Source organism: Desulfofundulus sp. JL263-se (genome assembly GCF_056316025.1).
Map to the genome: position 1 here is coordinate 3,020,125 of NZ_CM149993.1, position 26,077 is coordinate 3,046,201.

Genomic DNA, 26,077 nt, shown 5'->3' on the forward strand with positions numbered 1-26,077 from the left:
ATTTAACATCGGCAAGCGCTTTTTTAGAACAAGCCTATTACCTTTCCGGTTTCGGTATCTACATCGATTCTCCGGAAAGCCGGATCAGAGCTGGTGCCCGGCATCAAGCTGATGGTACCGGTCATCGGGCAGAGGAACTTGGCTCCGGAGTAAACCAGAACGTCACGAATCGGAAGAATCCAGCCCTTGGGTACTCCTTTAAGGTTCGGGTCATGGCTCAAGCTCAGGTGAGTCTTAACCATCATGGTAGCGTAGTCCCTAAACTTGGGATCTTCTTCAAACTTCTTGGCCTTGGCTTCGGCTTCCGGGGTCCAGGAAACGCCGTCGGCACCGTAGACTTCTTTGGCAATTACTTCTACCCTTTGCCGCAGCGGCATCTCAAGAGGATAGAGGAACTTGAAGTCTACCTTGTCATTGCAGGCATCGATAACAGCATCGGCCAGCTCCAGCGCACCTTCCCCGCCCTTGAGCCAGTGCTCGGAAACAGCGCAGCGGGCACCCGCCGCTTCTGCAGCCCTGCGGACAGCCGCAATTTCATCCTTGGTATCGGTATAGAAAGCGTTAATGCAGACCACAGGATTGATACCGGCTTTCTTGACGATATTGATATGATGGATGAGGTTCTCGCATCCCTTTTCCACCAGTTCCACATTTTCCCTGGTATACTCATCAGGCAGGGGACGGCCTGGTACCACCTTGGGACCGCCACCGTGCATCTTAAGGGCCCTGATGGTGGCCGTCAGTACCGATACGTTGGGAACATGCCCGCTCAAGCGGCACTTCACGTTCCAGAACTTTTCAAAGCCGATATCGGCGCCGAATCCGCTTTCAGTTACATGGTAGTCGAACATCTTCAGGCCGATGCGGTCGGCAATAATGGAGGACTGGCCTATGGCGATGTTGGCAAAGGGACCGGCATGCACCAGAACAGGCTGGTATTCAACGGTGCTCATCAACGTCGGGTTAATGGTATTCCTCATCCAGGCACACATGGCGCCGTCAACTTCCAGGTCGGCAGTGGTTACAGGATTACCCTTCTTGTCATAGGCCAGGGTAATCTCACCCAGTCTCTTCCGCAGGTCCTTCAAATCGGTGGCAACGGCAAGAATGGCCATAAGCTCGGAGCTAACGGCAATGCCGAACTTGGACTTCATCATGTAGCCGTCCATTCTGCCGCCGATGCCAATTATGATGTTGCGCAGGGCCTGGGCACAGAAATCGATAACCCAGCCAAATTCCACATTGGTGGGGTCAATATCCAAGCGCTTCAAGTTGCGCTTGGCCAGCTCGGCATCATCGTAGTTTCTTTCATGCTGCATCCTGGCTGTAAGGGCCACCATAGCCAGGTTGTGGGCATTCATGATATCGTTCAGGTCACCGGTAAGCCCCAGGGAAAATTCAGTCATGGGGATGGCCAGGGCGTTTCCGCCTCCTGCAGCCGTACCCTTGATGTTCATGGTGGGACCGCCTGAAGGCTGGCGAATGGCAGCGCCTACATTCATTCCCCTCTTACCCAGGCCTTCCACCAGGCCCATAGTAGTGGTGGTTTTCCCCTCGCCCAGCGGAGTGGGGGTGATGGCGGTGACCTCTATGAATTTGCCATCGGGTCTGTCTTTCAAGCGCTCCATTATTTTCATGAAATCAAGCTTGCAAATTCTGCCGTAAGGAATGATTTCATCCTTTTCAAGTCCCAGTCTTTCCCGCCACTCATCAGGAGTGGGCATATTTTTTTCCGCGGCCTCGGCTATTTCGTAATCTTTCATTTTAGTTGGATCGTAAGGCATTATCTTTCCTCTCTCCTTTCTTAAAAAATAATTTAGGTGCTACTAGCAAAAAGCACTACACGGCCTCGATTCCCAAATTCTACCTCTCACCCCTTTTAATGCTAATTAAATATCCTACCCCTTACCCTTTGCTTCGGCCTTCGAAATGAATTTTTGCAAAGGGACTATAAACCTTTCGTGCCTTCCCTTCCCAATTAGCTCTTTATCGTCACGGGCCTCTACTTTAAATACAAGGCGGCGGCCGTCAATTTCGATCAATTCAGAAGTAGCCACCACATTCATTCCCTTTGGTGTTGCCGCCAGGTGCTCCACCTCCAATTTGGTTCCTACAGTGGAATAACCATCGTCCAGCAATGGATCCACTGAAGAGAGGGCGGCTTTTTCCATCAGACCTATCATGGCTGGAGTAGCAAAAACACTTACACTCCCACTGCCGTAAGCAATTGCCGTGTTTTCATCAGTTACAGCGGCTCGGGCTTCACCCTTCAGTCCTACTGCAAGCTTACTGCTGCCCATATAACTAAACTCCTTTGGTACCATAGTTTTGTTTTATAGACATTCGTTACATTCTCAGAGAATTCCTGCTAGTGATAAAATTTTTTTAATTATATTTATTTTAAGATTTACTAAAACTCCGCCAGAATGCCCCCCATTTTAACCGGGACATGAATGGCGGCTTTAAAACATTATTAGATAAAATAAAATGTGCCTGGAAATTAGTTTATCTTGTACCAGCTCAATTAATACAAAAAACGGCTGATACCACCTCTTAAGCGGTTAATGGTTGGTGGTTAGCCGTTGGCATAAGATACCAGGAGAATTATTCATAAATCCAGATTTCTGCGGCCAGTTTATAGTCCACTAACTCTTCCGGTCTAAAAAAGAGGTTTATTTCTCTTTCAGCACTGGCCGGAGAATCGGAGCCGTGCACGATGTTACGCCCTATATCCAGGCCGAAATCCCCGCGGATGGTTCCCGGGGATGCTTTTTGCGGGTCTGTGGCACCCATCATCTCCCGGACGGCAGCGATGGCATTCTTACCCTCCAGAACCATTGCCACTACCGGGCCGGATGTAATATATTCCACAAGGGCATCAAAAAAAGGCTTACCCTTATGCTCACCGTAATGTTCTTCAGCCAGTTTTCGGGGTATTTGCAGCATCTTCATCCCCACAATTTTTAATCCCCGGCGCTCAAAACGGGAAATCACCTCCGCTATCAAACCCCTTTGTACTCCGTCGGGCTTGACCATTACATATGTGCGTTCCAAATCGAATCCTCCTTTTTTAACACATATTTTTATATCAAAACTTTTAGATTAATCAACCTCAACCCCAAGGCTGCAGTCGTAACTGCGGCCTTTCAAAACTATGCCTTATGGGCCTCTTCCCCTGCCTGTTTCATCAATTCTTCAAATTCTCCGGCCTCTATGGTCTCCTTTTCCATCAACGTCTGGGCCACCAGATGGAGGGTATCCATGTGCCTCTCCAATATTTCCTTGGCCCGGTTATAACATTGCTCTATTATCTTGCGGGCCTCCTTGTCAATTGCCGCAGCTACTTCCTCACCGTAATCCCGGTCCCTGGCAATATCCCTGCCCAGGAAAACCTGCTCATGTTTCCTGCCCAGGGTCATGGGTCCCAATTCCTCACTCATACCGTATTCCATGATCATTTTACGGACCAGCTCCGTCGACCGCTCCAGGTCATTTTGGGCCCCGGTACTTATTTCTTTGAGCACCAGGCTTTCAGCGACTCTTCCCCCTAAAAGCATAACAACCTGGTCCAGCAGCTGCGACTTGGTCATGTAAAAACGATCTTCTTCAGGTAGCAAGAGAGTATAGCCGCCGGCTCGTCCCCGCGGGATAATGGAAACCTTGTGAACCGGATCGGTATGGGGAAGCAAATAACCCAAAACAGCATGACCTGCCTCGTGATAAGACACCAGGCGCTTTTCAAAATCACTGATAACCCTGGATTTCTTTTCTGGCCCGGCAACCACCCGTTCAATGGAACTTTCCAGCTCGGCCATCCCGATCTTCTTTTTATTATGTCTTGCCGCCAAAAGAGCCGCTTCATTTACAAGATTTTCAAGATCTGCCCCGGTAAAGCCCGGCGTTCTTCGGGCCAGAACGTCTACATCCACGTCGTCATCCAGCGGCTTACCCCTCATATGAACCTTCAAAATTTCCTTCCGCCCGTTGATGTCGGGAATATCCACGGTGATCTCCCGGTCAAACCTTCCGGGGCGCAAAAGTGCCGGGTCCAAAATGTCCGGCCGGTTGGTGGCGGCAATAATTATAATACCCTCATTGGGGGCAAAGCCATCCATCTCCACCAGCAGCTGGTTCAATGTCTGCTCCCGCTCGTCGTGTCCTCCGCCAAGGCCGGCCCCGCGCTGGCGCCCTACGGCATCTATCTCGTCTATAAATACAATGCAGGGGGCATTTTTTTTAGCCTGCTCAAACAAATCACGCACCCGGGAGGCACCGACACCAACAAACATTTCCACAAAGTCAGAGCCGCTAATGCTAAAAAAGGGAACCCCGGCCTCACCGGCCACAGCCCTTGCCAGCAGCGTCTTACCGGTCCCCGGCGGGCCGTATAGCAAAACCCCCTTGGGTATTCGGGCCCCCAGTTCGTTAAATTTTTTGGGATTTTTTAAAAACTCCACTATTTCTTCCAGTTCTTCCTTAACCTCATCCGCACCCGCTACATCGGAAAAACGAACTTTTTTCTTATCATCTGTGTGCAGCCTGGCCCTGCTTTTACCAAAGGACATCACCCGGTTACCGCCGCCCTGGGTTTGCTGCATCAGGAAGAAAAACAGCAATACGAATACCAACACCGGCAACAGGGTGGTCAGGAGCCCCGTCCACCAGCCCGGCTCAGGGGGTTCGGTAACTTTGACCTCAACTCCCTGTTCCCTCAGCAAAACCTCCAATTGGGGATTGGGGTAGGTAGACCTGCTTTTAAATTCAGTATTATCCACTTTAACTCCGGCAATTAACAGGGTGTTATTTTCCGGCTGCAAGGTAACTTCACGTACCTGGCCCTTTTCCACCATGGCAATAAATTGATTGTACGTCCATTCATCAACCATGGCATCCTGGGGCGAAGCAAGGCGGACAAGGGCAACTATCACTAGTACTATTAACAAATAAATACTTAGATTTTTTATGACCTTGTTCAACAAAGCCACTCCTCTCCACGCTTAAAAAGCCCCATAGGCAACAGTTTACTATAATAATTTCGCCGCATCAATTATTATTTTATATCTCTTTAGAGCTGGAAATATCATTCCATAAAAATATTTCCCCTAATTTAAGGCCTTACCAGTCCGCACGCATTTCAGTGTCACCGGAAATGACGGAAAGATGCAAAAGTTTTTCCGAATCTTCGCTCACCTTATATTTTTCCCCCGGCCTTATTCCGGCAACCCAAACAATTTCACCGTTGCAAACCACCAGGGGAATATTATCCCTCTCCTCTCGGGGAATTTTTTTATCAATGAAAAACTTCTTAAGTTTAATTTTAGCTCCCCCCATTCCCAGGGGGGCAAAACGATCACCCGGCAGACGCCTGCGAACATAAAGCTCACCGTGCAATTTCTTAAAGTCAAGCAGAACCTCTCCCGGGGGCAAATTTTCGGGATCATCCGCCTGTGCCCTGGAAATAAGGCGTGCCCGGATAATAACCCCTGTTTCGGGAATAAAAACCTCCCCGGGTACGTTAAGGTGATAACAATAAGGGGGAATTTCCCTTATACGGCCGTCTTCCTTTTTAAATTGCAAATATTGATAACTTCTGGCTACCCGTATACCCTTCGGCAGGTAACTGACCCAACTTCCTTTACCTTCCTTTAACAAATTTAAAATATTTTCCAGATGTTCAAACCCCAATCCTGCCGGTCCCCCGGTCAATGTATTCCATAGTTTGCGTAGTACCCGGCGCTGCAATGCAGCCGGTTGGCTTAATAAAACATCCACGTCCAAGATAAAACAACCATCCCTGCCGGAAGTTACAGCTCTGGAATAAACCTTTTCGGCCTCACCTTCCAAAAATTCATCATCTGCCCGCAATATATCACTGGTCCTCAAAAGGGTAGCTGCTAAAGCCGGGTTATATTTCTCCAATGCCGGAATTAGCTCCAAGCGTATGCGATTCCTTTTATAAATTGTTTTTTTATTGGAAGAATCCACCCGAAAAAAAATATTATGTCTTTTGCAATAATCCTCTATATCTTCCCGGCGCAACCTGAAAAGCGGTCTAATGTAAAAATTATCCCTTACCGGCAAAAACCCCTTCAAGCCGGTTAAGCCGGAACCCCTTAAAAAATTCAAAACAATGGTTTCAGCCAGATCATCGGCATGATGTCCGAGGGCCACGCGGGCAGCCCCCACCCTCGAGGAAACCTGGGAAATTAAACGATACCTTACCTCCCTGGCCCCTTCTTGCTTGGACTTATTATATTTGGCACAATACTCTGGCACATCATATTCTTCTATAGTACTGGGAATGCCTAAAAACCGTGCGGTATCTCGAACCAGGCGGGCGTCTTCTGCACTTTCGTCTCCCCGAAAGCGGTGGTTTAAATGAAAAACATGCAGCTGAATCCCCAATTCTTCCTTTAAACGAAAAAGAATATGTAACAGGGCCATGGAATCAGGCCCCCCTGAAACAGCCACCAACACTTTTTGCCCGGAACTAACCATTTTATATTTTTTTATGGTTGCCAGCACCTGTTGGGCAACAGACATGTTATCACCGGTTTAATCCTTACCAGAATAATTTTTCAACAAAAAGGGGCATTTTCCTGCCGGAAAGTAATATTTGCATAAGAAAGGTGGCTTAAAAAGCCACCGCGAATTAATTTTTTACTTTTTCAACCTTGGCCACTATTACCGTCATATCGTCACGGCGGGAGCCGGCTTGAGCCAGGTTTATTATCAGCTCCGCCACTTCTTGGGGCTTTAACTCCGAGATTTCCTGTAAAACCTCGGCCAGCCAGTCCTCTTTGTCGCCAGGACCGTCATAGGCATCCAGCACCCCATCGGTAACCATAATAACCATATTGCCCTGGCTCAGCTGTTTTGAAACCGCAAAAACTTCCACCTCGTTCACAATACCCACGGGGAGGGAATTTGCCCGCACCGTTCCCACCTGCCGCCCCCTTACCACAAACGCCGGGGGAGCCCCTATTTTTACAAATTCAGCCTCTGCGCTGTATATATCCAAAATAGTCATATCCACAGTAGCAAAACTTTCCTCCGGCGAGCGCAACAAAAGAATAGAATTAACAGTTTTAATGGTCAAATCCCTGCCGAACCCGGAATCCAGGAGCTTGGCCGTAAGTCCCAGGGTAGTACTGCTTTCCACCGCCGCCCGGTGGCCGGACCCCATCCCGTCGCTTAAAAGCAGGGCAAATTTGCCCCCGGCAAGGGGCAGAAATAAATAACTATCCCCGGAAATGATGTTATCGTTCTTTCCGGCAGCGGCCACACCCAGGGAAAACTGGTACCGGGGATTAGGATATACCCGGAAACTGCAAAACTCTTTTCCGTCCTCCTGGCAGCAACACGTTGTGGCTACCGACATGGAACATCCCAGTTCCCTGGATAAAAAGGGGCCCACTTCATAGCGGCATATCATGTGCCCCCCACAGGAAGGCATGGTGATATACACCTCCGGATAATCGCCGCCGGCAACATACACCTCCAGGGAAGAAATTCTTATACCCATCCTTTTCAGTTTCTGTTTTATGTCCAGGGCCTTTTTTTTATATAACTCGCCCCCTGCTTCCAATTGAGTGGAAAGATTTTCAATGATCTCACTGATCCCCTTAAGTTGTTCGGAAACCAACTCCTTACTTTCAATTAGCCGCCTGGACCAAAAACGGTTTAACTTAAACATCTCGTAAAGGTAGGTTACGGTTATAACCAATTCCCTGGTCCTGTTACATCTTACCCTTGTCTCTTCATCCAAATCATCCACGGTTACCCGTCCATAGGTATCGGCAACGGTAAAAAGAGCCAACAAGTTTTGATAAGTTTTATAAAACTCTCTCTCCCAGCAGGCAGAATAATGTGAGCACCCTTTACATACCTTATTCCCCACTTCCCCGAAAAGAGCCTGCAAATCTTGCTCATCCGTAGCGGAATTCCCGGCAGCAGCCGCTTGCTCAAAATTACGGGCTATTTCTTTAAATACTCCCGACCACCGGCCCATTCTTTCCGCTACCAATTCCTTTATACTTTCATCAATGCCGCTCTGTTCGTTGCTGCCGCCCACCACCGGAACCAGGGAGTTTTTCAATTCATTGATCCACTTCCCAGGAATGCAAAAAAAGATAAGGGAAACAAGAACTGTTTGGGCCACAGCGGCGGTTAACTCCCTGTAGCTGGACATGTACATGGAAAGAATAATGTTGCCCAGCAGAAAGCCCACCACTACTCCGGGCTTGTCAAAAAACCGAAACAGCCCCGCCAGCAGCCCGCTAAAGGAATAAGCGCCTGCCACAGCTGGAAAAGAGGTATAAGCAAGTCCGGGGATAACCCCCACCACCGCACCGGCGGCAGCACCCAATCCAGCACCCCCTGTCAAGGCAGCTAATAAAATTAAAAAATAACTTAAGATACTTTTTAAGGAAAACAAGCCCCAGGATATTCCCTCTGTCCCGGCCACTACACCTCCTGCCAGGGCCATAATACAAAAAAGCTCTTCCCCTTTAAGTGCCCCCGGTGAGTGCAACATGGACAGGGCAGGGATGGCATTCATTATAAAAAGGGTAAACAAGGCGGCAAATACCGCCTCAAAGGAAACACTTATGTAATTATAAGGAATTGCACTGGTAAAGGCAAGAAAACTGCTCCGCACCACCGTTACCGTAACCAGAACAACAGCAGGTACAACCAGCCACGGGCGCTTTGTTTTCACCGGGATAAAATATATACCTAACCCGACAATGAGGATACAAATAATTTCCGCCAGCAAAAAATTCCCATGGATTACACTGCTGAGGCCTCCTGCAACCCCTGCAATGGCAAAAATACCTTTCAAAGGAAGGCTCCAGAAAACCCCAGCCACAAAAGCCACTCCAAAGGGATAAAGTTCTCCCAGCAACACAGCCCGGCCGAGAAAGAACCCGGCAATGACCACCAACAGGCTTTCAAGGTTAACGTTATTAATCAGATATAAAAAAAAACGGTTAAGAAGGCTTTTTAGAAAACCATTCTTCCGCCCGCGCCCCCTTGTCTTTTCCGTTAGTTTATGTTTTTGTTCTCTCCGGTATGGATAAATGGATTCGATTCTTCCAAACACGCATTACACCCCTTATACTACCTTCCTCCGCAAGGTTATTATAGTATAAGGGTAAAAAAATTTTTGTCATTTTTGGTAATTGCTTACATTTTTTCTCTCGACATTTTTTCCGCCTTTAAGGCCAGGCCATATAAAATGTCAGCTTCACTGACTATCATGGACGAAACTTCCAGGTATCGCATTATCAGGCTGACAATCCTTGTACCCGCCTCGATAATATCCGCCCGCTCAGGCTGCAGGCCGGGAATTTTTTTTCGCTCTTCTACAGTCATACCTTTAAAAATGTCCAACAATTCCTCCACCTTTTGCAGGGTAAGCAGGTAGCCATGAACCCGGGAAGGATCGTAAACCTTTAAGCCCAAGGATACAGCGGCAAGATTGGTTGCTGTACCGCCAACCCCCACCAATCCGGTTATTTTAGCCTTGCGAATTTCATCCATTACGGGCTTGAGAAGTCCTGTTATTGTACCGTCACTGTAATTCCCCTCGGTGGCCCGTACCGCTCCCACATTAACGCTTTCCCAATGCATTTCCCTTTCCGCCTGCCATATAAATTCCGTACTGCCGCCACCCAAATCAATTAACGCCATTTTGTCAGGCTTCCTGTTTAATCCGGTCAGCACCCCCTTGTAAGTGAAATAAGCCTCTTCCTTGCCCGACAGGATCCTTACATCCAGCCCTAAATTATCTTTTACCAGGTCCACAAATTCATTTCTGTTTTCAGCGTCCCGCACCGCGCTGGTAGCAGCTGCCAATACGCCAAGAGGTTTTAATTCCCGGGCCTGCAGCATAAATTGCTCCATTGCCCTCAACGTCCTTTCCATAGCACCGGGTAAAAGATATTTATTCTCAATTCCCTGGCCCAGCCGGGTAGTTATAAGATTTGTATGGAGAGGAACCACTTTACCTTCTTTTACATCAGCTACCAAAAGCCTTACCGAATTGGTACCCACATCAATGACGGCGACCCTCATCAAAATCCCCCTGCCTTTTAAATTAAAAATGAGCATTCCCTGCCGGGGAATGCTTTAAACGTGCCTCCAAGGGGCGGTATGAGGTCTACCCTTAATCACGGATGCTGGAATCCACTTCTTTTTTAGGAGGTTTTTCCACAAGCACAATCCGGGTTTCTCCTTCCTTTACAAGGCCCAACTTTTCCCTGGCCACTTCTTCCACATAAGCATCGCTCATCACCATTTCCAATTGTTTGCGAAGCTCGGCATTTTTCCTTTCCAGTTTGTTAACCTGTTCCTGGATTTTCCGCAAGTCCTGCTGCATGGTATAAAGGTTATTAAAGCGAACGCCTACAGAAAATATGGCATAAACCAATAGGAAAATTAAAAATACAACAGGCAACTTGCTCTTAGCCAAGTTAAACCTTTTTCTTCTCCGTAAAGAGCTTTTTCCGGAAGGATACATGAGCATCTTTTTCTGTGGAGGAACGTTCATAAATTTAACCCTCCTCCTGTTCTTCAGGCCCAAACAGCCCGAGACTATGCCCTGGAATAACTATCACTACTTCATATCCCTTTCCCCGCGCCCTGTTGTAAAGGGTTGCCACGGTGCTGGGGCTAAGGTTCAACCGTTTTGCTATGCTTTCAGAGGAATAACCCATCTCTTTTAAAGTAACTACTTGGCGCTCCCTAAAACTAAGTTTTTCCGCCCCTCGTATCTCAATCTTCAATACAGCCACCCCTGGCCCTTATGCCTGATTACAAAACGAGTACAAGTTGATTACACTTTTTCTACAAAGCATGAGTAAATCCTTCTTAAGCATGAAAAAATTGGATAGTGCCGAAATACTAATTATACCGGGACCAAAGTCACAAATTTGCTGTTATTTCTTTTTCCATATCCTGCTTTTAATCATTACCAAAAGGGAAAGAACCCTTTTGTAGTTATTTTTCACGGGTACCGGAATTGCCCGGGTTAACAGGCCGGTAAAAACGTCTAGAAATTTTGCTAATATTTTAGCCATTGTTTTAAAGGGCCACGTAAGCAGAAAATAAATAAACTTGAAAGGGGCCGTTACTAAAATCCAAATCCGGCCCATAAGCAAGACTGAAAAAGAAAAAGTTTTTTGTATTAATACTAAACCGCGCATAATCACCCGGGGGGAGTGTTCACCAAAAACCTTTATATATATACCTGCGCCCAGGGCCAACCCCAAAAGCATAAACCCCCTCACTTCCCCGTTATTACCTAAGAGCAATAATATAAATACAATTCCTGTTAATAAAATCCAAAATATAATGTCCCCGATTCCCAAAGCCAATTTCCTGAACCGAAAAAAACGGACAAGCGTTCTATATATATCAAAGAAAAATCCGGCCAGGCAACCGGCACCAACGGTTATTAAAAAAGTGCATACCTGTTGTTCCAAAGGCACCGCGCCCACTCCCCTTCCGCGGATATAAATTAAAAAGCGCCTTACGCGCTTTTTCAACTGGTTATTTAAGAATACGTTTTAAAAAAGTTTTACCCTTATCCTTTACTCCCTTTGCCGATTTGCCTTCGATAAATTGAATCAAAGAAATGAAACCTTCCACCGTTAACTTTCCTTTTTCCAGATTAAGTTCTGTAATATGCATACCTTTCCCCTTAAGAAGGAGGAAACCCATATTGGTATCCAGGGAAATTTCAGTTTCATCAAAGGTACCCACATGCTCTACTCCGTCCAGAACTAATCGCCTGCGGTCGGTCAGCTCCAACCGGTTTTGAAATCTATCTTCCATGCCCCATCACCTCTGACCGAAATCCGGCACTGGTATTAATCTATATCTATGCTGGTTCCTTTCCAATATGCAAAAAAGGTGGCCTGTTAAGCCACCTTTAATCCCATAATTTTTGTATGGCTATATTTTGGTAATAAAACTTAATAATATCTTCCGGAGATTTACCTTGCTGGGCCATCTTTTTAGCGCCCCACTGGCACATCCCTACGCCGTGTCCGAATCCTCTGCCTGCTATAACCAACCGGTCTTCGTTAATAAAAAAGTCGGAAAGAAGGGTAGAGCGCATTTTTTCGGAACCCAGCGCCAGACGGAGGTCCATAGCCTTTATGGTGGCACTGCCCAGCCTTAGTTCCATGGCCCGCCCGGACGGCCCTTTCCTGACTATTCGGGCAGAAGTTATGTTACCCGGGTCCCGGCCCGTTTTTTCTTTAATTGCCCTTCGAACTTCCGAAAGGGGAAATTCAGCCACCCAGTGCTTGTTCTCAGCAGTAGTTATAGCCAGGCACCCGTCCTTTACATTTGCCTTAATATACCCTACGGGCCCCTTTTGCTCTATAAGTCCTTCACTGGGTGCAGCACTAATACCGCCGTCACAGGCAGAAAACCATCCCCGGATATATTTACCGTTGTAAGTTATAACCTTGCCACGGGTTTTCTCCACGGCCTTTATTACCCTCTCATTAATTCTGGAGGGGGCGTAAGCCTGGAACTCTTCGTGATTGGTACTGGCATCTGCGCCATGGAACTTTCTCCCGGCGTTAATATTTTCCATGGTAAAAGTCCGGGTCAGGATAGCCTGGGCTGCCAGGGCATTAACAGGCCACGTGGGTTCCATTTCCCCCGCTACAACTCCGGCAATATACTCTTCCATTTTTATGTTTTTTATTTTACCTTCATCGGCCACATATAAGCTAATTGTAGGCTCTTTCGTGGGAGCCCCCTCCGGTTTTTTCTGTGGCTGGCCCGCACAGCTTGCTATCAAAAGGCAAGTGACCAGCAGGCCAATGGATACCATTATCAAAGGTCTTCTTTTCATGAAATACCCTCCCGTTATTTTTTTACCTTTTATTTTTTGTGGGAGGGCAATTAAATATGCCGCTGAAAAAAAAGAAGACCGGTTATTTTTAAATTTCATCTTTCACTTTATAATCTTCTATCAGTTCATAAAGACTTGCCGCTTCTTTTACCGAAACTGTATCTTTAACGGCTAACACTTTTATTGTCAGTCTCCGCTGCCCCAAATGTAATTTTAAGATATCCCCGGGCTTTACATCAGTTCCCGCTTTAGCAGGCCTGTCGTTAATAAAAACCTGTTTATTATCACAAGCTTCTTTTGCCAAAGTTCTACGTTTTATTATCCTGGATACTTTTAAAAACTTATCCAGACGCACCGGGCCGGCTCCTTTTTCCAAGTAACAAATTGGAACTTATTTGGCTACACTTTCACGCAATGCTTTTCCGGCCTTAAATACCGGCACCCTGGCGGCCGCAATATCAATTTCTTCCCCGGTTTGGGGATTACGGCCCTTACGTGCTGCCCTTTCCCGGATTTCAAAAGTACCAAATCCAACCAATTGCACCTTGTCACCATTAGCCAAGGCTTCCTGAATGCTCGCCAAAACAGCAGCTACTGCCTTTTCTGCATCTTTTTTGGTAAGTTCTGCCTTTTCCGCTACACTGGCAATTAACTCTGCTTTATTCATAAATACCCCCCTCAATGATTTGGCGTATACTACATGCGTACTATTCGCTAAACAGGCGTTAGTTCCTTCTTTTATGAAAATATTTCCTCGAAAATTCCCCCTAATTTTCTATCTTTTTTGCCCTTTCCCAAAGGGCATCCAGCTCTTCCAGGCTGCAGCAATCCAATTTTTTCCCCTGTTTCTTGACATTTTCTTCAACAAATTTAAACCTGCGGATAAACTTTTCCACCGTACCGTTTAAGGCCACTTCAGCCTCCACACCGAAAAAGCGGGAAAGGTTAACTACTGCAAAAAGTAAATCACCCACTTCCTGTTGAATCAAACGCCTATCCTTGGCCCGATAGGCCCTGAGCAACTCTTCCTGTTCTTCTTTTATCTTTTCCAGGGGACCCTGGTAATCAGGCCAGTCAAAGCCCACCCGGGCTACTTTTTTCTGTACCTTTGAAGCCCTTAAAAGAGCCGGCAGCCCCCGGGGAATGTCATCTAAAATGGATCTTGCCCGGTAATCACCGTCCTTTTCCCCCTGCTTTATTTTTTCCCAATTCTCAAGAACCTGGGAACTGTTCTCCACTGATACATCCCCAAATACATGAGGATGCCTGCGGACCATTTTTTCGGTAATGGACTTCACCACGTCGTTTATGGTAAAGTACCCATTTTCTCTGGCAATTTGAGCATGAAAAACTATTTGTAATAATAAGTCTCCCAATTCTTCACAAAATTTATGCATATCTTCCTGTTCCAAGGCATCCAGCACCTCATAAGCTTCTTCCAGTAAATAAGGGGTAAGGCTATGGTGATCTTGCTCCCTATCCCACGGACAACCATTTTCCCCCCGCAGCCTGGCCATAATATCCACTATGGGGTCCAGGGGAAACCTGGCCTTAATGCTAGAAGATATATTATCTTCACCCAGGGGAGGGATATATACACTGGTTAAATGGTCGATCCAGTGCAGTCTATCTAACTGATATAATGGAATCTTTTCAATCTTTTCCAGCTGGGGAACACCTGCTGCCCTGATAACTTTTACCGGGTATTCGGGAGGATAATGCTCTAACAATTGCAATTTAACATCTGAGGCTATAAAACGGTCAAAAACCTGGTAAATTATGTATCCCACTCCGGGCTGTGGCTGCCACTCATCCATTTGCAGCCCGTCAACCAGTTCATTTCTTTCTCCTAACTCCGGACCGATGCGGGCATAAATAATATCAACAAAACCCATACTTGGAACTATTTTATACAAAATACCCCTTTCCTGTGCCTTTGATAAAATTTTTTCCACCGTTTTTTCTCCCATGAAGGGATGACCGGGCACGGCATATACCACCGGGCCGCTTAAAGATTCCTTGATTACCGACTCGGCAATTAAATCGTATACCTCTTCAAAGGAGGAACCTTTTTCATAACATTCATCATAACTTTTATAACTTATACCCTTGCTGTCAAGCCACTCCACCACGGGGTGCCGGACAGTGCGCAAAAGCAGCTTCTCTGCCTTTTTTATAACTTCCCATGCTCCCAGGGAAAGATGCTCAGGACTGCCCGGGCCCAAACCGACTACTACTATACCTTCCTTCAACAACAAAACCTCCAATACATTCCCAAATTGGACAAAACCCCCGCCTTATAATATACACCACTACACTCAAAACCGAAACCCGCCATCCGAATAAATACCCCAATAAAAAAGGTAACCCGTTTCCGGGTCACCCTTTACTGCTCCATTTGCTTGGCTAAAAAACCCGCAGCTGTTTCAGCCAACTTCAATTCCATTTCGCCCATCTTAACATCAGGTCCCTTTGAAGCTAAAATTACCGCTCCTATGGGATCCCCCTCAGCAATAATAGGGGCAATTACTTCCGAAGAAAACTTACACTCACCCTCCTCAACAATGGAACATTCCTTACAATGAGGATCTTCCCCCGGATTATTGATAATTACAGCCTTACGCTCTTCCATAACCTTTTCCACTACAGACCCTATTGGTTTATTCAAAAATTCTTTTTTGGGAGCTCCGGAAACAGCTATAATGGTATCCCGGTCCGCAATGCAGGCTATGTGTCCCAATGCTTCATGCAGCGATTCGGCATATTCCTTGGCAAAATCCCCCAATTCTCCAATGGGAGAATATTTTTTTAATATAACTTCACCATCTCTATCAACAAAAATTTCAAGGGGGTCACCTTCACGAATTCTTAGCGTTCTTCTTATTTCCTTGGGTATTACGACTCTTCCAAGATCATCAATGCGGCGTACTATTCCCGTGGCCTTCATGGCACCCTTCCCTCCTTTGGTTGAATAATTCCCTCGCGAATTACTTTTTAATAATAGAATTGCTTTTTGCTTTTTAATGATAGTATATAACGGGAAAAAGGGAATTATTCATTTTTTACCAATCCATAGTAAATTTATTTCACCGTTCACTGTTTCCTCTATTTTTTCGTAAAGCTGTTATGGTTATTCGAGAGTTTGTTTTCAATTTTTGCATCCTTTCTCAAATTTTCCATATAGTCAGCAAACTTTTCGGCACGGCGCATATCTTCCAGTTCAGCTTTTATCTGGTCTTTTACTTCCTCAAAGAGTTGTACCCGGGAAGGAATTATCTCTTCCAGCTTGATTATGTGATACCCGAACCGGGTTTTGACAGGGCTTTGCGTAACTTCTCCTTCTTTCAAGGCAAAAACCGCATCTTCAAACTCTTTCACAAATCCACCGCCACGGGTAACCGTTAAAAGACTGTCCTTGGTGTCCCGGTCTTCTGATTTTTCCTTTGCCAGTTGGGCAAAATCCGCTCCCTGCTTGACCTCCTCTAAAAGCCGCATGGCCTTTATCTTAGCGTCCAGCCAGGCGCGCTCATCCTCTGTTTTATTACTTTCAACTCCTACCAATATGTGCCGGGCTTTACGTTTTTCCGGCTCAGTAAATTTGTCTTCATTATCCCGGTAATATTGCTTTACCTCATCAGCAGAGACCGTCACACCGGCAGTTACTTCATCTATCAAATTTTTTATGGCCAGCTGTTTTTTTATATAATCTTCCAATTGCGGCTCATTAATACCGTTGGCTGCCAAAAACTTTTTAAATTGCCCTTCGGATTCAAAACTTTCCTTAATCTTTTTAATCTCTTGTTGAACTTCCCCGGAAGAAGGCTCAAGGCCTTTCTTTTTTACTTCCTGCAATAACAGCCTTTCATCTATCAATTGTTTTAGAATATCTTGACGCAGGCGCTCCAGGACATCCCGGCCTTCCTTGCCGGAAAAATCAGCGCCCTGGTTTTCCAGGCCCGTCTTGTACATTTCCACTTGCTTATCCAGTTCCTGTCGAGTGATATCTTCACCGTTGACGGTAGCCACTACTTTACTGCCGCATCCCGCAAGTAATAACAGCGCGGCAAATAAAACAACCATTAAAAAAAATAAGCTCTTGCGCATGTAAATTCTCCTCTCCCCTAAAAAACTACCCTCATTATATAGCAGAGAAACAACAGGCTTCAATAAATTAATTTTAAGCCAGCTTTTTCAAAAACTCTTGTAACTTTTTTAAAAGATCCAGAGGGGGCATTCCGGCATCCCGCAGCTTTAGACGTATCTCAAAACCTTCTTCCGAATTGTTAAATTTAATTCTATTGGGATATTCTTCTCCAATTCTTACTAATTTCTCGCCGCTGAGAGAATGTTCAGAAGAAAACTGAAACTTATAAAACCCTTGCTGCTTGCTAATAGTCTTAACTTTAAGCCTTCCGGCAATATTTTTGAGACGGGCCACTTCCACCAGATTCCTCACTGGTTCCGGCAAATCTCCAAACCGGTCAACCAGCTCTTCCTCAATTTCCATAAGTTGTTCTTCGTCAATAATTTTTGCTATGCGGCGGTACAGTTCCACCTTTTGATCGGTATCCGGTATATAGTGATCCGGGATATATGCTTCCACGGGCAATTCCACCACGGTATCCACCGGGCGGTCTACTGTCTCACCCCTCGCTTCCTGAATGGCTTCCTCCAGGAACCTGCAATACATATCAAAGCCCACGGCAGCTATATGACCGTGCTGTTCCGCGCCAAGCAAATTTCCTGCCCCGCGGATTTCCAGGTCCCGCATGGCAATCTTATATCCGGAACCGAATTCTGTAAATTCCCTGATAGCCGCCAGCCTTTTTTCAGCCACTTCATTTAGAACCTTATCCTTGCGAAAGGTAAAATAGGCATAAGCTATCCGCGTGGACCGCCCCACCCTTCCCCTGAGCTGGTAAAGTTGTGCCAGTCCGAAATTATCGGCCTCTTTTACTATCAAAGTATTTGCATTAGGTATATCCAGGCCGTTTTCAATGATAGTGGTGCATACCAGTACGTCGTAATTACCTTCCATAAATTCAAGCATTATCTGTTCCAGCTCATCCTCTTTCATCTGGCCGTGGGCCACTGCCAGGCGCGCCTCGGGCACCAGCTCGTGCAGCCAGGAGGCCACGGCATCCAGATCTACAATCCGGTTATGTACAAAATATACCTGGCCTCCCCGGCCAATTTCCCGCCGTATTGCCTCCCTTATCATTACCGGGTCCTCTTCCAGCACATAAGTCTGCACGGGAAAACGATTTTCCGGAGGTGTTTCCAGGATACTTGTATCCCTTACTCCTATAAGGGACATGTGTAACGTACGGGGAATGGGAGTGGCGGTCAGAGTTAAAACGTCAACATTGGTGCGCATCTGCTTCAACTTCTCTTTATGCACCACGCCAAATCGCTGTTCCTCATCCACAACCAAAAGTCCCAGGTCATGAAATTTAACATCATTCTGAACAAGGCGGTGGGTACCTATGACTATATCCACTTTTCCTTTGGCAAGATCTTCTATTATCCGCCTTTGTTCTTTTGCAGACCTGAAGCGGCTTAACATCTCCACCCTGACAGGATAACGGGAAAACCTCTCCCTGAAGGTGTTATAATGCTGTTGGGCCAGAATGGTGGTGGGCACCAGCACAGCCACCTGCTTGCCGTCCATAACGGCCTTAAAGGCCGCCCGGAGGGCCACTTCGGTTTTTCCGTACCCTACATCGCCACAAAGCAGGCGGTCCATGGGCCGGGGGCGCTCCATGTCTCTTTTTACATCCTCTATAGCCTTTAGCTGATCCGGAGTCTCCTCATAGGGGAAAGCGGCCTCAAAGTCCTTCTGCCACGGGGTATCGGGGCTGAACGCATGTCCCCTGGCCGTTTCCCTGGCAGCATAAAGTTTTAAAAGGTCGTCGGCTATTTCCCTGACGGCTTGTTTAACCCGGCCCTTAGCTTTGGCCCATTCAGAGCCGCCCAGGCGGGACAACTTGGGAACACCGGCTTCGGCACCAAGGTACTTTTGCAAAAGTCCCACCTGGTCGCTGGGAACATAAAGTTTGTCCTCGCCTGAATATTTAATTAGCAAGTATTCCTTGCGAATGCCACCGATATCCAGGGGGACTACACCCATATACTTTCCGATACCATGGTTTACATGTACCACGTAATCCCCAACCTTGAGGTCAACAAAAGGCTCCATTCGCCGGGCCGCTTCCTGTTTTACCCGAACCCGGCTCCTTCTGCGGGACTTAATTCGCTGGCCGTAAATATCTTTTTCTGATATAACTGCCAACCTGGCGCTAATCAGGTCAAATCCCCCGGAAAGGGTTCCACGGGTAATTATAATGTTACCCGGTTTCACTTCCTGGTCCAGGGACTCTGCATAAAAAGCATTCAGTTTACGGTCCCTCATTTCATTTAACAGAACCCTGCCCTGCTCTTCATTGGAAACCATCAACACAACGGCATATCCTGCCCGCCGCCAGTGAGAAATTTCTTCCGCCAGCATATCTGTCTTGCCCATAAAGCTGTGCATTGCCTTGGCCGTAAAATTTACTACCCCCTGAGGCCGTATAAATTGTGGCTGCCGGGGCAGGAAGGAAAAATATATCGCCCTGTATTTATTCAAGGAAAGTTCCAAGTGCTTCCAATCCAGATATCCTTCAAACTGCGCCGGCAAGGCCTTACCTTTAATCACCAGCTGGGAATAAGTTTCCGAGCGCTCCTTTTGTATGCTTTCGGAAATACTCTTACATCTTTTCGGCTCATCCACTAAAACCAGGGAACCTTCCGGCAAATAATCTATAAGATTTGCCGGCCGGGAATAAAAGTAAGGTAAGAATTGCTCAATACCGGAAAAATATACGTTATTATCAAGGTATTCCAGGATATCCTGCATGCCGTCCTGCAACCGCCTGGCTGCCTCTTCCGTTCCCCTGCGGGATAATTTACGCACCTGTATTTGGTACTGGTTCAATACCGTTTCCCGGGCCCGCTCCCAGCCGTTTTGAGATACCACCAATTCCAGGGCCGGCCCGACAGTTACCTGCAAAAACTTACCAGTAGAACGCTGGGTGGAAACATCGAAGGGCCGTATGGAATCAACCTCGTCGTCAAAAAATTCAAACCTGAGAGGTTGCTCAAAGGCAGGGGAATAAACGTCAAGAATCCCCCCCCTGAGACTAACCTGTCCCACCGATTCCACCATATCCACCCGCTCGTAACCTAAAGCCACCAGCTTTTCCAGTAGTTCCCCCGGGTCCTGCCTGTCACCTACAGCCAACTTAATCCTGGCCCCGCAAAAAACCTCCTTGGGGCAGAGCCGGCGCATCAGCGCCTCCGTTGAGGCCACTATAACCTTCTTCCCTTCCCTTTCATCACATACGGCATCAAGCACTTTTAATCTCTGGGTTAAAACCTCACGGTCTTGAGCCAGTACAGGAAAGGGAAGAAGTTCCAATACCGGAAAGTGAAAAACAGGGATATCCAGTAAAACTTTTAAATTATCGGTAATCTCACCGGCCTCTTTTTCACCCGGTGCAATAACAAGCGTTACCCCGCCGGCGCGTTCGGCCAGGCCGGCCATGATATAATCCCTGCAAGAAGAAGTAACACCAAATACTATTTGTCGTTTTCTGTTTTCTTTAAAACTTTTTTCCAATTCTTGAAACTCAGGGGTTTTGTATAAAGGTTTTAATAGTCCGCTCACATCTAATCTCTCCAAAAAAGGGCACTACAAAAAGAGCTTTAGCGGTAAAGGCTAAAGCTCTCGGCCTTTTAATTTATCATTTGAAACTATAGCTCTAATTATATCTCCCTACTTTATGCCCGTCAAGCGGCTGCACAATACAACCACTCCCCCGTTCCAAAGGAGATGAGCGGTTAGGGGAATTACTACAGCTAGCAAAAATGAGCCCGTTTTTCCGTATCCAAAAGCAGCCAGGTAGCCGAAGAGACAATGACCGGCAAAACTTGCCACTCCGGCTATAACTCTTCCCGGCTGCCGGCCCGTCATATCACGAATGGCTTCCACAATGCCAAAAACAACATGGGCCCCAAATATGTTAGCACCAAGCAGTAAAGCCAACCCCGTTTTTAAAAATTCCTCCAATCCCGGACCAAAAACAACGACCCACCAGCGCCCGGCCTTATTTACCAGCAGCCCGTTCAGCAGCCAGGAAAAACCTGCCGCTACCAGGCCTGCCAGCACAAACGTCAATTACTTCACTTCCAGTCCGCAATTATTTTTACCGCTATTACTATATATAGTATGGACCAATAAAATGAATTAGTATACTCCCTTAACAATTATACTTATTCATAGCCTTATTAATTCCCTCTGCCACAAAAACGTATAATGCGTCAACCGCCCTGTCCACTACTTCTTTAATTATTTTCCCCTCTTCAGGGCCGAATTCCCCCAATACCCAGCGGATGGCGTCTTTCTGATTTTCTTCCGGCCTGCCTATTCCCACCCGCAAGCGGGGAAATTCATTGGAGCCGATGTGTTCAATAATGGAGGCCATACCCCGGTGGCCGCCGCTTCCCCCTTTGGGCCTTATTCTCATAGCCCCGCAAGGCAAGTCCATATCATCATAAACCACCAGCAAATCGGCTGGGGAAAGCTTATACCACCTCAAAAGAGGAGCCACGGACTGCCCGCTGGCGTTCATGTACGTCTGGGGCTTGACAAGCAAAACTTCTTCACCGGCAATTTCGGCCTGTCCCACATGAGCCCTTAAAAACGGCCGGCTTACCGGTACGCCAAGCTTGCCCGCCAACCGTTCAATAACCCGAAAGCCTATATTATGCCTGGTATTGGCATACTTTGCACCGGGATTCCCCAAGCCCACCAGGAGTTTCATAACTTATCCACCGCCCAATTACCAAGAAATTACCTGCCCAAGAAGGGCAGGTACATCCGGATAACATCCCCAATTACGGCCTGTAAGCTTCCGCGGAGCGCTCTCTCCTGGGCCCGGTAACGGCTATTATAGCGCGAAGCGGTATTAAAACTACCTCCGGCACATTATCCCTCATCCTGCGCAGTTCAATGTAATCATTTCCTACAGCTTGCAACATACCTCTAATAGGCGCGCCGTCCTCGAAATATACAGTGACGGTTTCACCCACCAGGGTTCTCAACCTGTCGGCAAAACCCATACCATAACCGGGACCATAACCCGGTCCGTAACCGAAACCACAATCCAAATCCTTCTTTTCAAAATCACCGGCCATAAGATTACCTCCCGCAAAAATTATCGTCAATTACAAAATATGCAGCAGGGAGGTAATCTGTGTTAAAAATGTAACATTATTCTGCTGCTTCTTCTTGCCTGCCTTCAGCGGGAGCCTCTTCAGTACCTTCTCCGGCTTCTTCTGTTTCAGCAGGTTCTGTCACAGTTTCGGAAATTACGCTAAGAACCACGGTCTCCGGATCATCCAAAACAGTTACATCTTCCGGCACCTGCAAATCATTAACGGTGACGCTGTCCCCGGCTTTAAGGCCGGAAACATCAACGGTAATAGCTTCCGGCATTTTGCCCGGCAAGCAAGAAATTTCCAATTCCCGCAAAGTCATCTGAAGAATGCCGTCCTTTACTTCACCTGTCACATGAATAGGAACAGAGATTTGGATGACATCATCCATGGAAATTTGCTGGAAGTCCACGTGTATTAAATTTTGCTTGATGGGGTCAAACTGCATTTCTTTAACCATTACCTGGTAATCGCCTGCATTTTCCACTTTCATGTTAATGATGGCATTACGGCCGCCTTTGGTGATAACATCATGAAAAGCCCGCCACTCCAATTCAACGGGCAAACTCTCTATTTTTTTACCGTATACTACTCCGGGTATCCAGCCCCGGGCCATTAGTTGCTTGCGGTAGCTTTTTCCTTTCTTTGTCCTTGCAACAGCTTGTAAATCGAACTGTGCCATGGTAAGAACCTCCTTATGGGTAACTAATTAATATTATTCCCTTTTTCTGGTCATATAAAACTCTTATCGGTCATAAGCTTAACTTGAGAATGTGGTATGGAAGGGGGGCTCAGGGTGCGCAAAAGTAAGCAACTTTTATCCATGCCCGTAATTAGCCTTCAGGAGGGCCTGCAAATTGGCTCCGTGAAAGGCCTGGTGGTGGACCCTTCCCTAAAACAAGTGGCCGCCCTGGTAATAGAACAAAAGGGGTGGTTTAAAGAACAAAAATACATTCCCTTTAATAAAGTGAAAAGCGTGGGAGAAGATGCCATCACCATCGACCGCACGGCAAGCGCTGAAAGAGGAAGCAGCTTGCCCAATATCATGAAACTTTTAAAAGACAATATTGAAATAATCGGTACCCGGATTGTTACTGAAAACGGTACTCTCTTAGGTTATGTGGACGAATACTATGTAGACTTGACATCCGGACAATTGGTAGGATTGGAGTTTGCGGGCAAATTCCTGAGTAGCGTAATGCAAGGCAAGGCCTTCCTGGATACCAATTATATCCTGACCATGGGCAAGGATGTAATAATATGCTCCGATGAGGCCATAGACAATGTAATAAAAATGGAAGGAGGTATCCAGGAAACGGTTAAGTCCCTTAAAAATACCACTTCCCAAATTTGGGACAACACCGTTCAAAAAACCCGCAATTTGGGCAGCTCACTGAATAAATCCCTCAGTAAAATTACAAAACGCTCCAGACAACATAAAGAGCAAACCCGGAACAAAGGAGGGCCCACAGGTAATCCTCCAAGTCCTGAAAGTTAATTAAACCCACTGAATTACCCCTGAAGGGATTTTTATTTGCAGCAGCGCCCCGGCTCTAATCGAACAACTTGCTTACTGAAAGATCTTCATGAATCCTTATAATGGCCTCTCCCAAAAGCGGAGCCACGGAAAGTACTTTAATCTTGTCCATCAGTTTCTCCTGGGGCAAGGTAATGGTATTGGTAACCAAAACCTCTTTGATGGGCGCTTTGGCCAATCTCTCAATGGCCGGCCCGCTCAGCACAGGGTGGGTACAGCAAACATAAATATCCCCTGCACCCCATTCTTTCAACGCCCGGGAGCCCTGACTGATGGTTCCTGCAGTATCAATTATATCATCAATCATTATAACTTTTTTACCCTTAATGGTACCTATAATGTTCATTACTTCAGCCACGTTAGGCTCAGGACGCCTTTTATCAATTATGGCAATGGGAGCCCCTATACGCTCGGCCAAATCCCGGGCCCGGGTGACCCCGCCCAGGTCGGGGCTAACCACAACCACATTGTCGAGCTTCTGCTGCAAGAAATACTCAGCTAAAATGGGCACTCCAGGTAAGTGGTCCACCGGTATATCGAAAAAGCCCTGAATCTGACCTGCATGCAGGTCCATGGTGACAACCCGCCGGGCACCACTGGCGTACAGCAAGTTGGCCACCAATTTTGCAGTAATAGGATCCCTGGCGCGGGTTTTTCTGTCCTGGCGGGCATAGCCGTAATAAGGAATTACCGTGGTAATGCGGCGTGCCGAGGCCCGCCTCACTGCATCAACCATGACCAGTAATTCCATGAGATTTTCATTCACCGGGTGAGATGTGGACTGAATAATGAATACATCCGCGCCGCGAACGCTTTCATTAATTTTGACCTGAATTTCCCCGTCTGAAAAGCGAGTTACCTTGGCGGCTCCCAGGGAAACTCCCAGATATTGTGCTATTTCCTCAGCCAGTGCAATATTGGCATTACCCGAAAAAATCTTTAATCTTTTACGGGAAGACATCCCAAGTACCTCCAGTTATCAAGTTCATTAACATTTTATTCCTTATCATCTTTTCTACCCTTCCAGTTATCATACACTTTCTGCCTGCTCCGGGCCACCCCCAGTGCTCCTGGAGGAACATCCTTGGTAATGGTGGAACCGGCACCAATAACAGCCTTTTCCCCGATGGTAACCGGGGCCACCAGGTTTGTATTACTTCCAATAAAAGCCCCGTCACCAATATAAGTGGGGTGTTTTCTCTTTCCGTCATAGTTACAGGTGATGGTACCGGCACCTACATTAACACCCTCACCGACCCGGGCATCCCCCATATACGTCAAGTGGGGCACTTTGCTGCCATCGCCGATTGATACTTTTTTCAGCTCCACAAAATCCCCGACTTTCACCTTCTGCCCGATAACACATCCCGGGCGTATGTACGCATAAGGCCCTATTAAACAATCACTGCCTATAATACTATCACAAATGGTGGACTGTTCAACCTTGGTATTTTCACCCAACCTGACGTTAATAAGTCTGGCGGAAGGCCCGATACTGCACCTGTCTCCAATAACAGTGTCACCTTCTATAATCGTAAAGGGATATATAATAGTATCCCTCCCAATATTTACTTCACTGTCAATATAGGTGGTATCAGGGTCCACCACGGTTACGCCGGAAATCATCAAACGCTCCAAAATCTTTCTACGCATAATTTTTTCCACTCGGGCCAGCTGCCTGCGGTCATTGACCCCGAGAATTTCCAGGGGATCGGCGCTGCTTAAAGCATTCACCTTTAATCCCTTATTTTTGTAAACTTCTATAATATCCGTAAGATAATACTCACCCTGGGCGTTGTTGGAATCCAGGCCGGATAGTACCTCAAAAAGACCTTCCGCAGCAAAACAATAGATCCCGCTATTTATTTCCCGCACTACCAGCTCATCGGGCCCGGCATCCTTTTGCTCTACAATTTTGGAAACATTCCCCCCGGCGTCTCTTATTATTCTGCCGTACCCCGAAGGATCTTCCAGTACAGCTGTAAGTACCGTTGCCGAAGCGCCGGCTCGCTCAGACTCGCCTACCAGCTTACGGAGGGTATCACAACTTACCAGGGGAGTATCGCCACATACCACCAAAATACGTCCCTTATATCCTTCCAGGACGGAACGTGCCTGCAGAAGTGCATGGGCCGTCCCCAATTGTTCACGCTGATAAACAGTGGTCACCCGGCCCCCCAGCTCCCTTTCCACTTCTTCCCCCTTATAACCAACCACCACAACGGTTTTTTCTGCCCCGGCCTTTTCCACCGCATCGATAACGTGAACAATCATGGGCTTTCCGCAAATTTTATGTAAAACCTTGGGCCTTTCGGATTTCATTCTGGTACCTTTTCCTGCCGCCAGTATTACAGCTGCCACACCCATCCCGGCCCCTCCTTATTAAAACAAACTCACTGTACTATTCC

25 protein-coding genes and 1 pseudogene are annotated in these 26,077 nt (G+C 46.9%); 1 reads left to right on the forward strand and 25 read right to left on the reverse strand.

Translation table 11 applies throughout. The features are described from left to right. Positions 1-23: 23 nt before the first annotated feature. From ACX4JR_RS15675 to ACX4JR_RS15785, 23 genes and pseudogenes are all read right to left on the reverse strand, one after another. Positions 24-1,784, reverse strand: coding sequence for a formate--tetrahydrofolate ligase (locus ACX4JR_RS15675; protein WP_476058931.1), 1,761 nt, complete (start codon positions 1,782-1,784; stop codon positions 24-26). Between the two features lie 114 nt (positions 1,785-1,898). Beyond that, positions 1,899-2,300 (reverse strand): thioesterase family protein, encoded by a 402-nt coding sequence (locus tag ACX4JR_RS15680; RefSeq protein WP_476058932.1) that lies wholly within the window; start codon positions 2,298-2,300, stop codon positions 1,899-1,901. A gap of 304 nt (positions 2,301-2,604) precedes the next feature. Then, complete coding sequence (ndk, locus tag ACX4JR_RS15685; RefSeq protein ID WP_476058933.1) at positions 2,605-3,054, reverse strand: nucleoside-diphosphate kinase; 450 nt, start codon at positions 3,052-3,054, stop codon at positions 2,605-2,607. A gap of 98 nt (positions 3,055-3,152) precedes the next feature. Then, positions 3,153-4,976, reverse strand: a complete 1,824-nt coding sequence (gene ftsH / locus ACX4JR_RS15690; RefSeq protein ID WP_476058934.1) for an ATP-dependent zinc metalloprotease FtsH — start codon at positions 4,974-4,976, stop codon at positions 3,153-3,155. A 139-nt stretch (positions 4,977-5,115) separates the two neighbouring features. Next, positions 5,116-6,543 (reverse strand): tRNA lysidine(34) synthetase TilS, encoded by a 1,428-nt coding sequence (tilS, locus tag ACX4JR_RS15695; protein WP_476058935.1) that lies wholly within the window; start codon positions 6,541-6,543, stop codon positions 5,116-5,118. 109 nt (positions 6,544-6,652) lie between these two features. After that, positions 6,653-9,103: a stage II sporulation protein E gene (gene spoIIE, locus ACX4JR_RS15700; protein ID WP_476058936.1), complete on the reverse strand. Its 2,451-nt coding sequence runs from the start codon at positions 9,101-9,103 to the stop codon at positions 6,653-6,655. An 83-nt stretch (positions 9,104-9,186) separates the two neighbouring features. After that, on the reverse strand, positions 9,187-10,077 hold the full coding sequence (locus ACX4JR_RS15705; RefSeq protein WP_476060589.1) for a Ppx/GppA phosphatase family protein: 891 nt from the start codon (positions 10,075-10,077) through the stop codon (positions 9,187-9,189). 91 nt (positions 10,078-10,168) lie between these two features. Beyond that, positions 10,169-10,552, reverse strand: a complete 384-nt coding sequence (locus ACX4JR_RS15710) for an FtsB family cell division protein (RefSeq protein ID WP_476058937.1) — start codon at positions 10,550-10,552, stop codon at positions 10,169-10,171. A gap of 4 nt (positions 10,553-10,556) precedes the next feature. After that, positions 10,557-10,787 carry a helix-turn-helix transcriptional regulator gene (locus tag ACX4JR_RS15715; protein ID WP_476058938.1) on the reverse strand — a complete coding sequence of 77 codons (231 nt, stop codon included), beginning with the start codon at positions 10,785-10,787 and terminating at the stop codon, positions 10,557-10,559. A 153-nt stretch (positions 10,788-10,940) separates the two neighbouring features. Continuing rightward, positions 10,941-11,081: a hypothetical protein gene (locus ACX4JR_RS15720; RefSeq protein WP_476060600.1), complete on the reverse strand. Its 141-nt coding sequence runs from the start codon at positions 11,079-11,081 to the stop codon at positions 10,941-10,943. Between the two features lie 159 nt (positions 11,082-11,240). Then, a pseudogene (gene yabQ / locus ACX4JR_RS15725) lies at positions 11,241-11,501 on the reverse strand (spore cortex biosynthesis protein YabQ); the annotation flags it as partial. 52 nt (positions 11,502-11,553) lie between these two features. Further along, positions 11,554-11,838, reverse strand: coding sequence for a sporulation protein YabP (gene yabP / locus ACX4JR_RS15730; protein ID WP_476058939.1), 285 nt, complete (start codon positions 11,836-11,838; stop codon positions 11,554-11,556). Positions 11,839-11,935: 97 nt separating this feature from the next. Beyond that, a complete protein-coding gene (locus ACX4JR_RS15735; protein ID WP_476058940.1) occupies positions 11,936-12,874 on the reverse strand; it encodes a SpoIID/LytB domain-containing protein in 939 nt (312 codons plus the stop codon). A gap of 88 nt (positions 12,875-12,962) precedes the next feature. After that, positions 12,963-13,229 carry an RNA-binding S4 domain-containing protein gene (locus ACX4JR_RS15740; protein WP_476058941.1) on the reverse strand — a complete coding sequence of 89 codons (267 nt, stop codon included), beginning with the start codon at positions 13,227-13,229 and terminating at the stop codon, positions 12,963-12,965. Between the two features lie 36 nt (positions 13,230-13,265). Continuing rightward, complete coding sequence (locus ACX4JR_RS15745; protein WP_476060590.1) at positions 13,266-13,646, reverse strand: HU family DNA-binding protein; 381 nt, start codon at positions 13,644-13,646, stop codon at positions 13,266-13,268. Then, the gene (gene yabN / locus ACX4JR_RS15750; RefSeq protein ID WP_476058942.1) at positions 13,642-15,126 is read right to left on the reverse strand and encodes a bifunctional methyltransferase/pyrophosphohydrolase YabN; all 1,485 of its coding nucleotides are present in this window, start codon (positions 15,124-15,126) and stop codon (positions 13,642-13,644) included. The genes ACX4JR_RS15745 and yabN overlap by 5 nt, the downstream gene beginning before the upstream one ends. Positions 15,127-15,260: 134 nt before the next feature. Then, a complete protein-coding gene (gene spoVT / locus ACX4JR_RS15755) occupies positions 15,261-15,821 on the reverse strand; it encodes a stage V sporulation protein T (RefSeq protein WP_476058943.1) in 561 nt (186 codons plus the stop codon). Positions 15,822-15,979: 158 nt separating this feature from the next. Beyond that, positions 15,980-16,978 carry a SurA N-terminal domain-containing protein gene (locus ACX4JR_RS15760; RefSeq protein ID WP_476058944.1) on the reverse strand — a complete coding sequence of 333 codons (999 nt, stop codon included), beginning with the start codon at positions 16,976-16,978 and terminating at the stop codon, positions 15,980-15,982. A gap of 73 nt (positions 16,979-17,051) precedes the next feature. Further along, positions 17,052-20,582, reverse strand: a complete 3,531-nt coding sequence (gene mfd / locus ACX4JR_RS15765; protein WP_476058945.1) for a transcription-repair coupling factor — start codon at positions 20,580-20,582, stop codon at positions 17,052-17,054. Between the two features lie 108 nt (positions 20,583-20,690). Then, complete coding sequence (locus ACX4JR_RS15770) at positions 20,691-21,092, reverse strand: hypothetical protein (protein ID WP_476058946.1); 402 nt, start codon at positions 21,090-21,092, stop codon at positions 20,691-20,693. 82 nt (positions 21,093-21,174) lie between these two features. Then, the gene (pth, locus tag ACX4JR_RS15775) at positions 21,175-21,738 is read right to left on the reverse strand and encodes an aminoacyl-tRNA hydrolase (protein ID WP_476058947.1); all 564 of its coding nucleotides are present in this window, start codon (positions 21,736-21,738) and stop codon (positions 21,175-21,177) included. Positions 21,739-21,811: 73 nt separating this feature from the next. Further along, positions 21,812-22,141, reverse strand: coding sequence for a hypothetical protein (locus ACX4JR_RS15780; protein ID WP_476058948.1), 330 nt, complete (start codon positions 22,139-22,141; stop codon positions 21,812-21,814). Between the two features lie 46 nt (positions 22,142-22,187). Further along, a complete protein-coding gene (locus tag ACX4JR_RS15785) occupies positions 22,188-22,814 on the reverse strand; it encodes a 50S ribosomal protein L25 (RefSeq protein WP_476058949.1) in 627 nt (208 codons plus the stop codon). Between the two features lie 114 nt (positions 22,815-22,928). Between ACX4JR_RS15785 and ACX4JR_RS15790 the strand changes: the two genes are divergently transcribed. Beyond that, positions 22,929-23,630, forward strand: coding sequence for a PRC-barrel domain-containing protein (locus ACX4JR_RS15790; RefSeq protein ID WP_476058950.1), 702 nt, complete (start codon positions 22,929-22,931; stop codon positions 23,628-23,630). 55 nt (positions 23,631-23,685) lie between these two features. On the opposite strand, the gene ACX4JR_RS15795 is transcribed toward ACX4JR_RS15790, so the two are convergent. Both ACX4JR_RS15795 and glmU read right to left on the reverse strand, forming a co-directional pair. Next, positions 23,686-24,630, reverse strand: a complete 945-nt coding sequence (locus tag ACX4JR_RS15795; protein WP_476058951.1) for a ribose-phosphate diphosphokinase — start codon at positions 24,628-24,630, stop codon at positions 23,686-23,688. A gap of 35 nt (positions 24,631-24,665) precedes the next feature. Continuing rightward, positions 24,666-26,036, reverse strand: a complete 1,371-nt coding sequence (gene glmU / locus ACX4JR_RS15800; protein ID WP_476058952.1) for a bifunctional UDP-N-acetylglucosamine diphosphorylase/glucosamine-1-phosphate N-acetyltransferase GlmU — start codon at positions 26,034-26,036, stop codon at positions 24,666-24,668. Between the last annotated feature and the right edge of the window lie 41 nt (positions 26,037-26,077).

Bases quoted from the DNA above. Each gene is read 5' to 3' on its own strand.
- ACX4JR_RS15675 (WP_476058931.1), bottom strand. From the start codon at position 1,784: ATGCCTTACGATCCAACTAAAATGAAAGATTACGAAATAGCCGAGGCC.
- ACX4JR_RS15680 (WP_476058932.1), bottom strand. From the start codon at position 2,300: ATGGGCAGCAGTAAGCTTGCAGTAGGACTGAAGGGTGAAGCCCGAGCC.
- tilS (WP_476058935.1), bottom strand. From the start codon at position 6,543: ATGTCTGTTGCCCAACAGGTGCTGGCAACCATAAAAAAATATAAAATG.
- ACX4JR_RS15705 (WP_476060589.1), bottom strand. From the start codon at position 10,077: ATGAGGGTCGCCGTCATTGATGTGGGTACCAATTCGGTAAGGCTTTTG.
- ACX4JR_RS15710 (WP_476058937.1), bottom strand. From the start codon at position 10,552: ATGAACGTTCCTCCACAGAAAAAGATGCTCATGTATCCTTCCGGAAAA.
- ACX4JR_RS15720 (WP_476060600.1), bottom strand. From the start codon at position 11,081: ATGGCTAAAATATTAGCAAAATTTCTAGACGTTTTTACCGGCCTGTTA.
- yabP (WP_476058939.1), bottom strand. From the start codon at position 11,838: ATGGAAGATAGATTTCAAAACCGGTTGGAGCTGACCGACCGCAGGCGA.
- ACX4JR_RS15735 (WP_476058940.1), bottom strand. From the start codon at position 12,874: ATGAAAAGAAGACCTTTGATAATGGTATCCATTGGCCTGCTGGTCACT.
- spoVT (WP_476058943.1), bottom strand. From the start codon at position 15,821: ATGAAGGCCACGGGAATAGTACGCCGCATTGATGATCTTGGAAGAGTC.
- ACX4JR_RS15760 (WP_476058944.1), bottom strand. From the start codon at position 16,978: ATGCGCAAGAGCTTATTTTTTTTAATGGTTGTTTTATTTGCCGCGCTG.
- pth (WP_476058947.1), bottom strand. From the start codon at position 21,738: ATGAAACTCCTGGTGGGCTTGGGGAATCCCGGTGCAAAGTATGCCAAT.
- ACX4JR_RS15785 (WP_476058949.1), bottom strand. From the start codon at position 22,814: ATGGCACAGTTCGATTTACAAGCTGTTGCAAGGACAAAGAAAGGAAAA.
- ACX4JR_RS15795 (WP_476058951.1), bottom strand. From the start codon at position 24,630: ATGTCTTCCCGTAAAAGATTAAAGATTTTTTCGGGTAATGCCAATATT.
- glmU (WP_476058952.1), bottom strand. From the start codon at position 26,036: ATGGGTGTGGCAGCTGTAATACTGGCGGCAGGAAAAGGTACCAGAATG.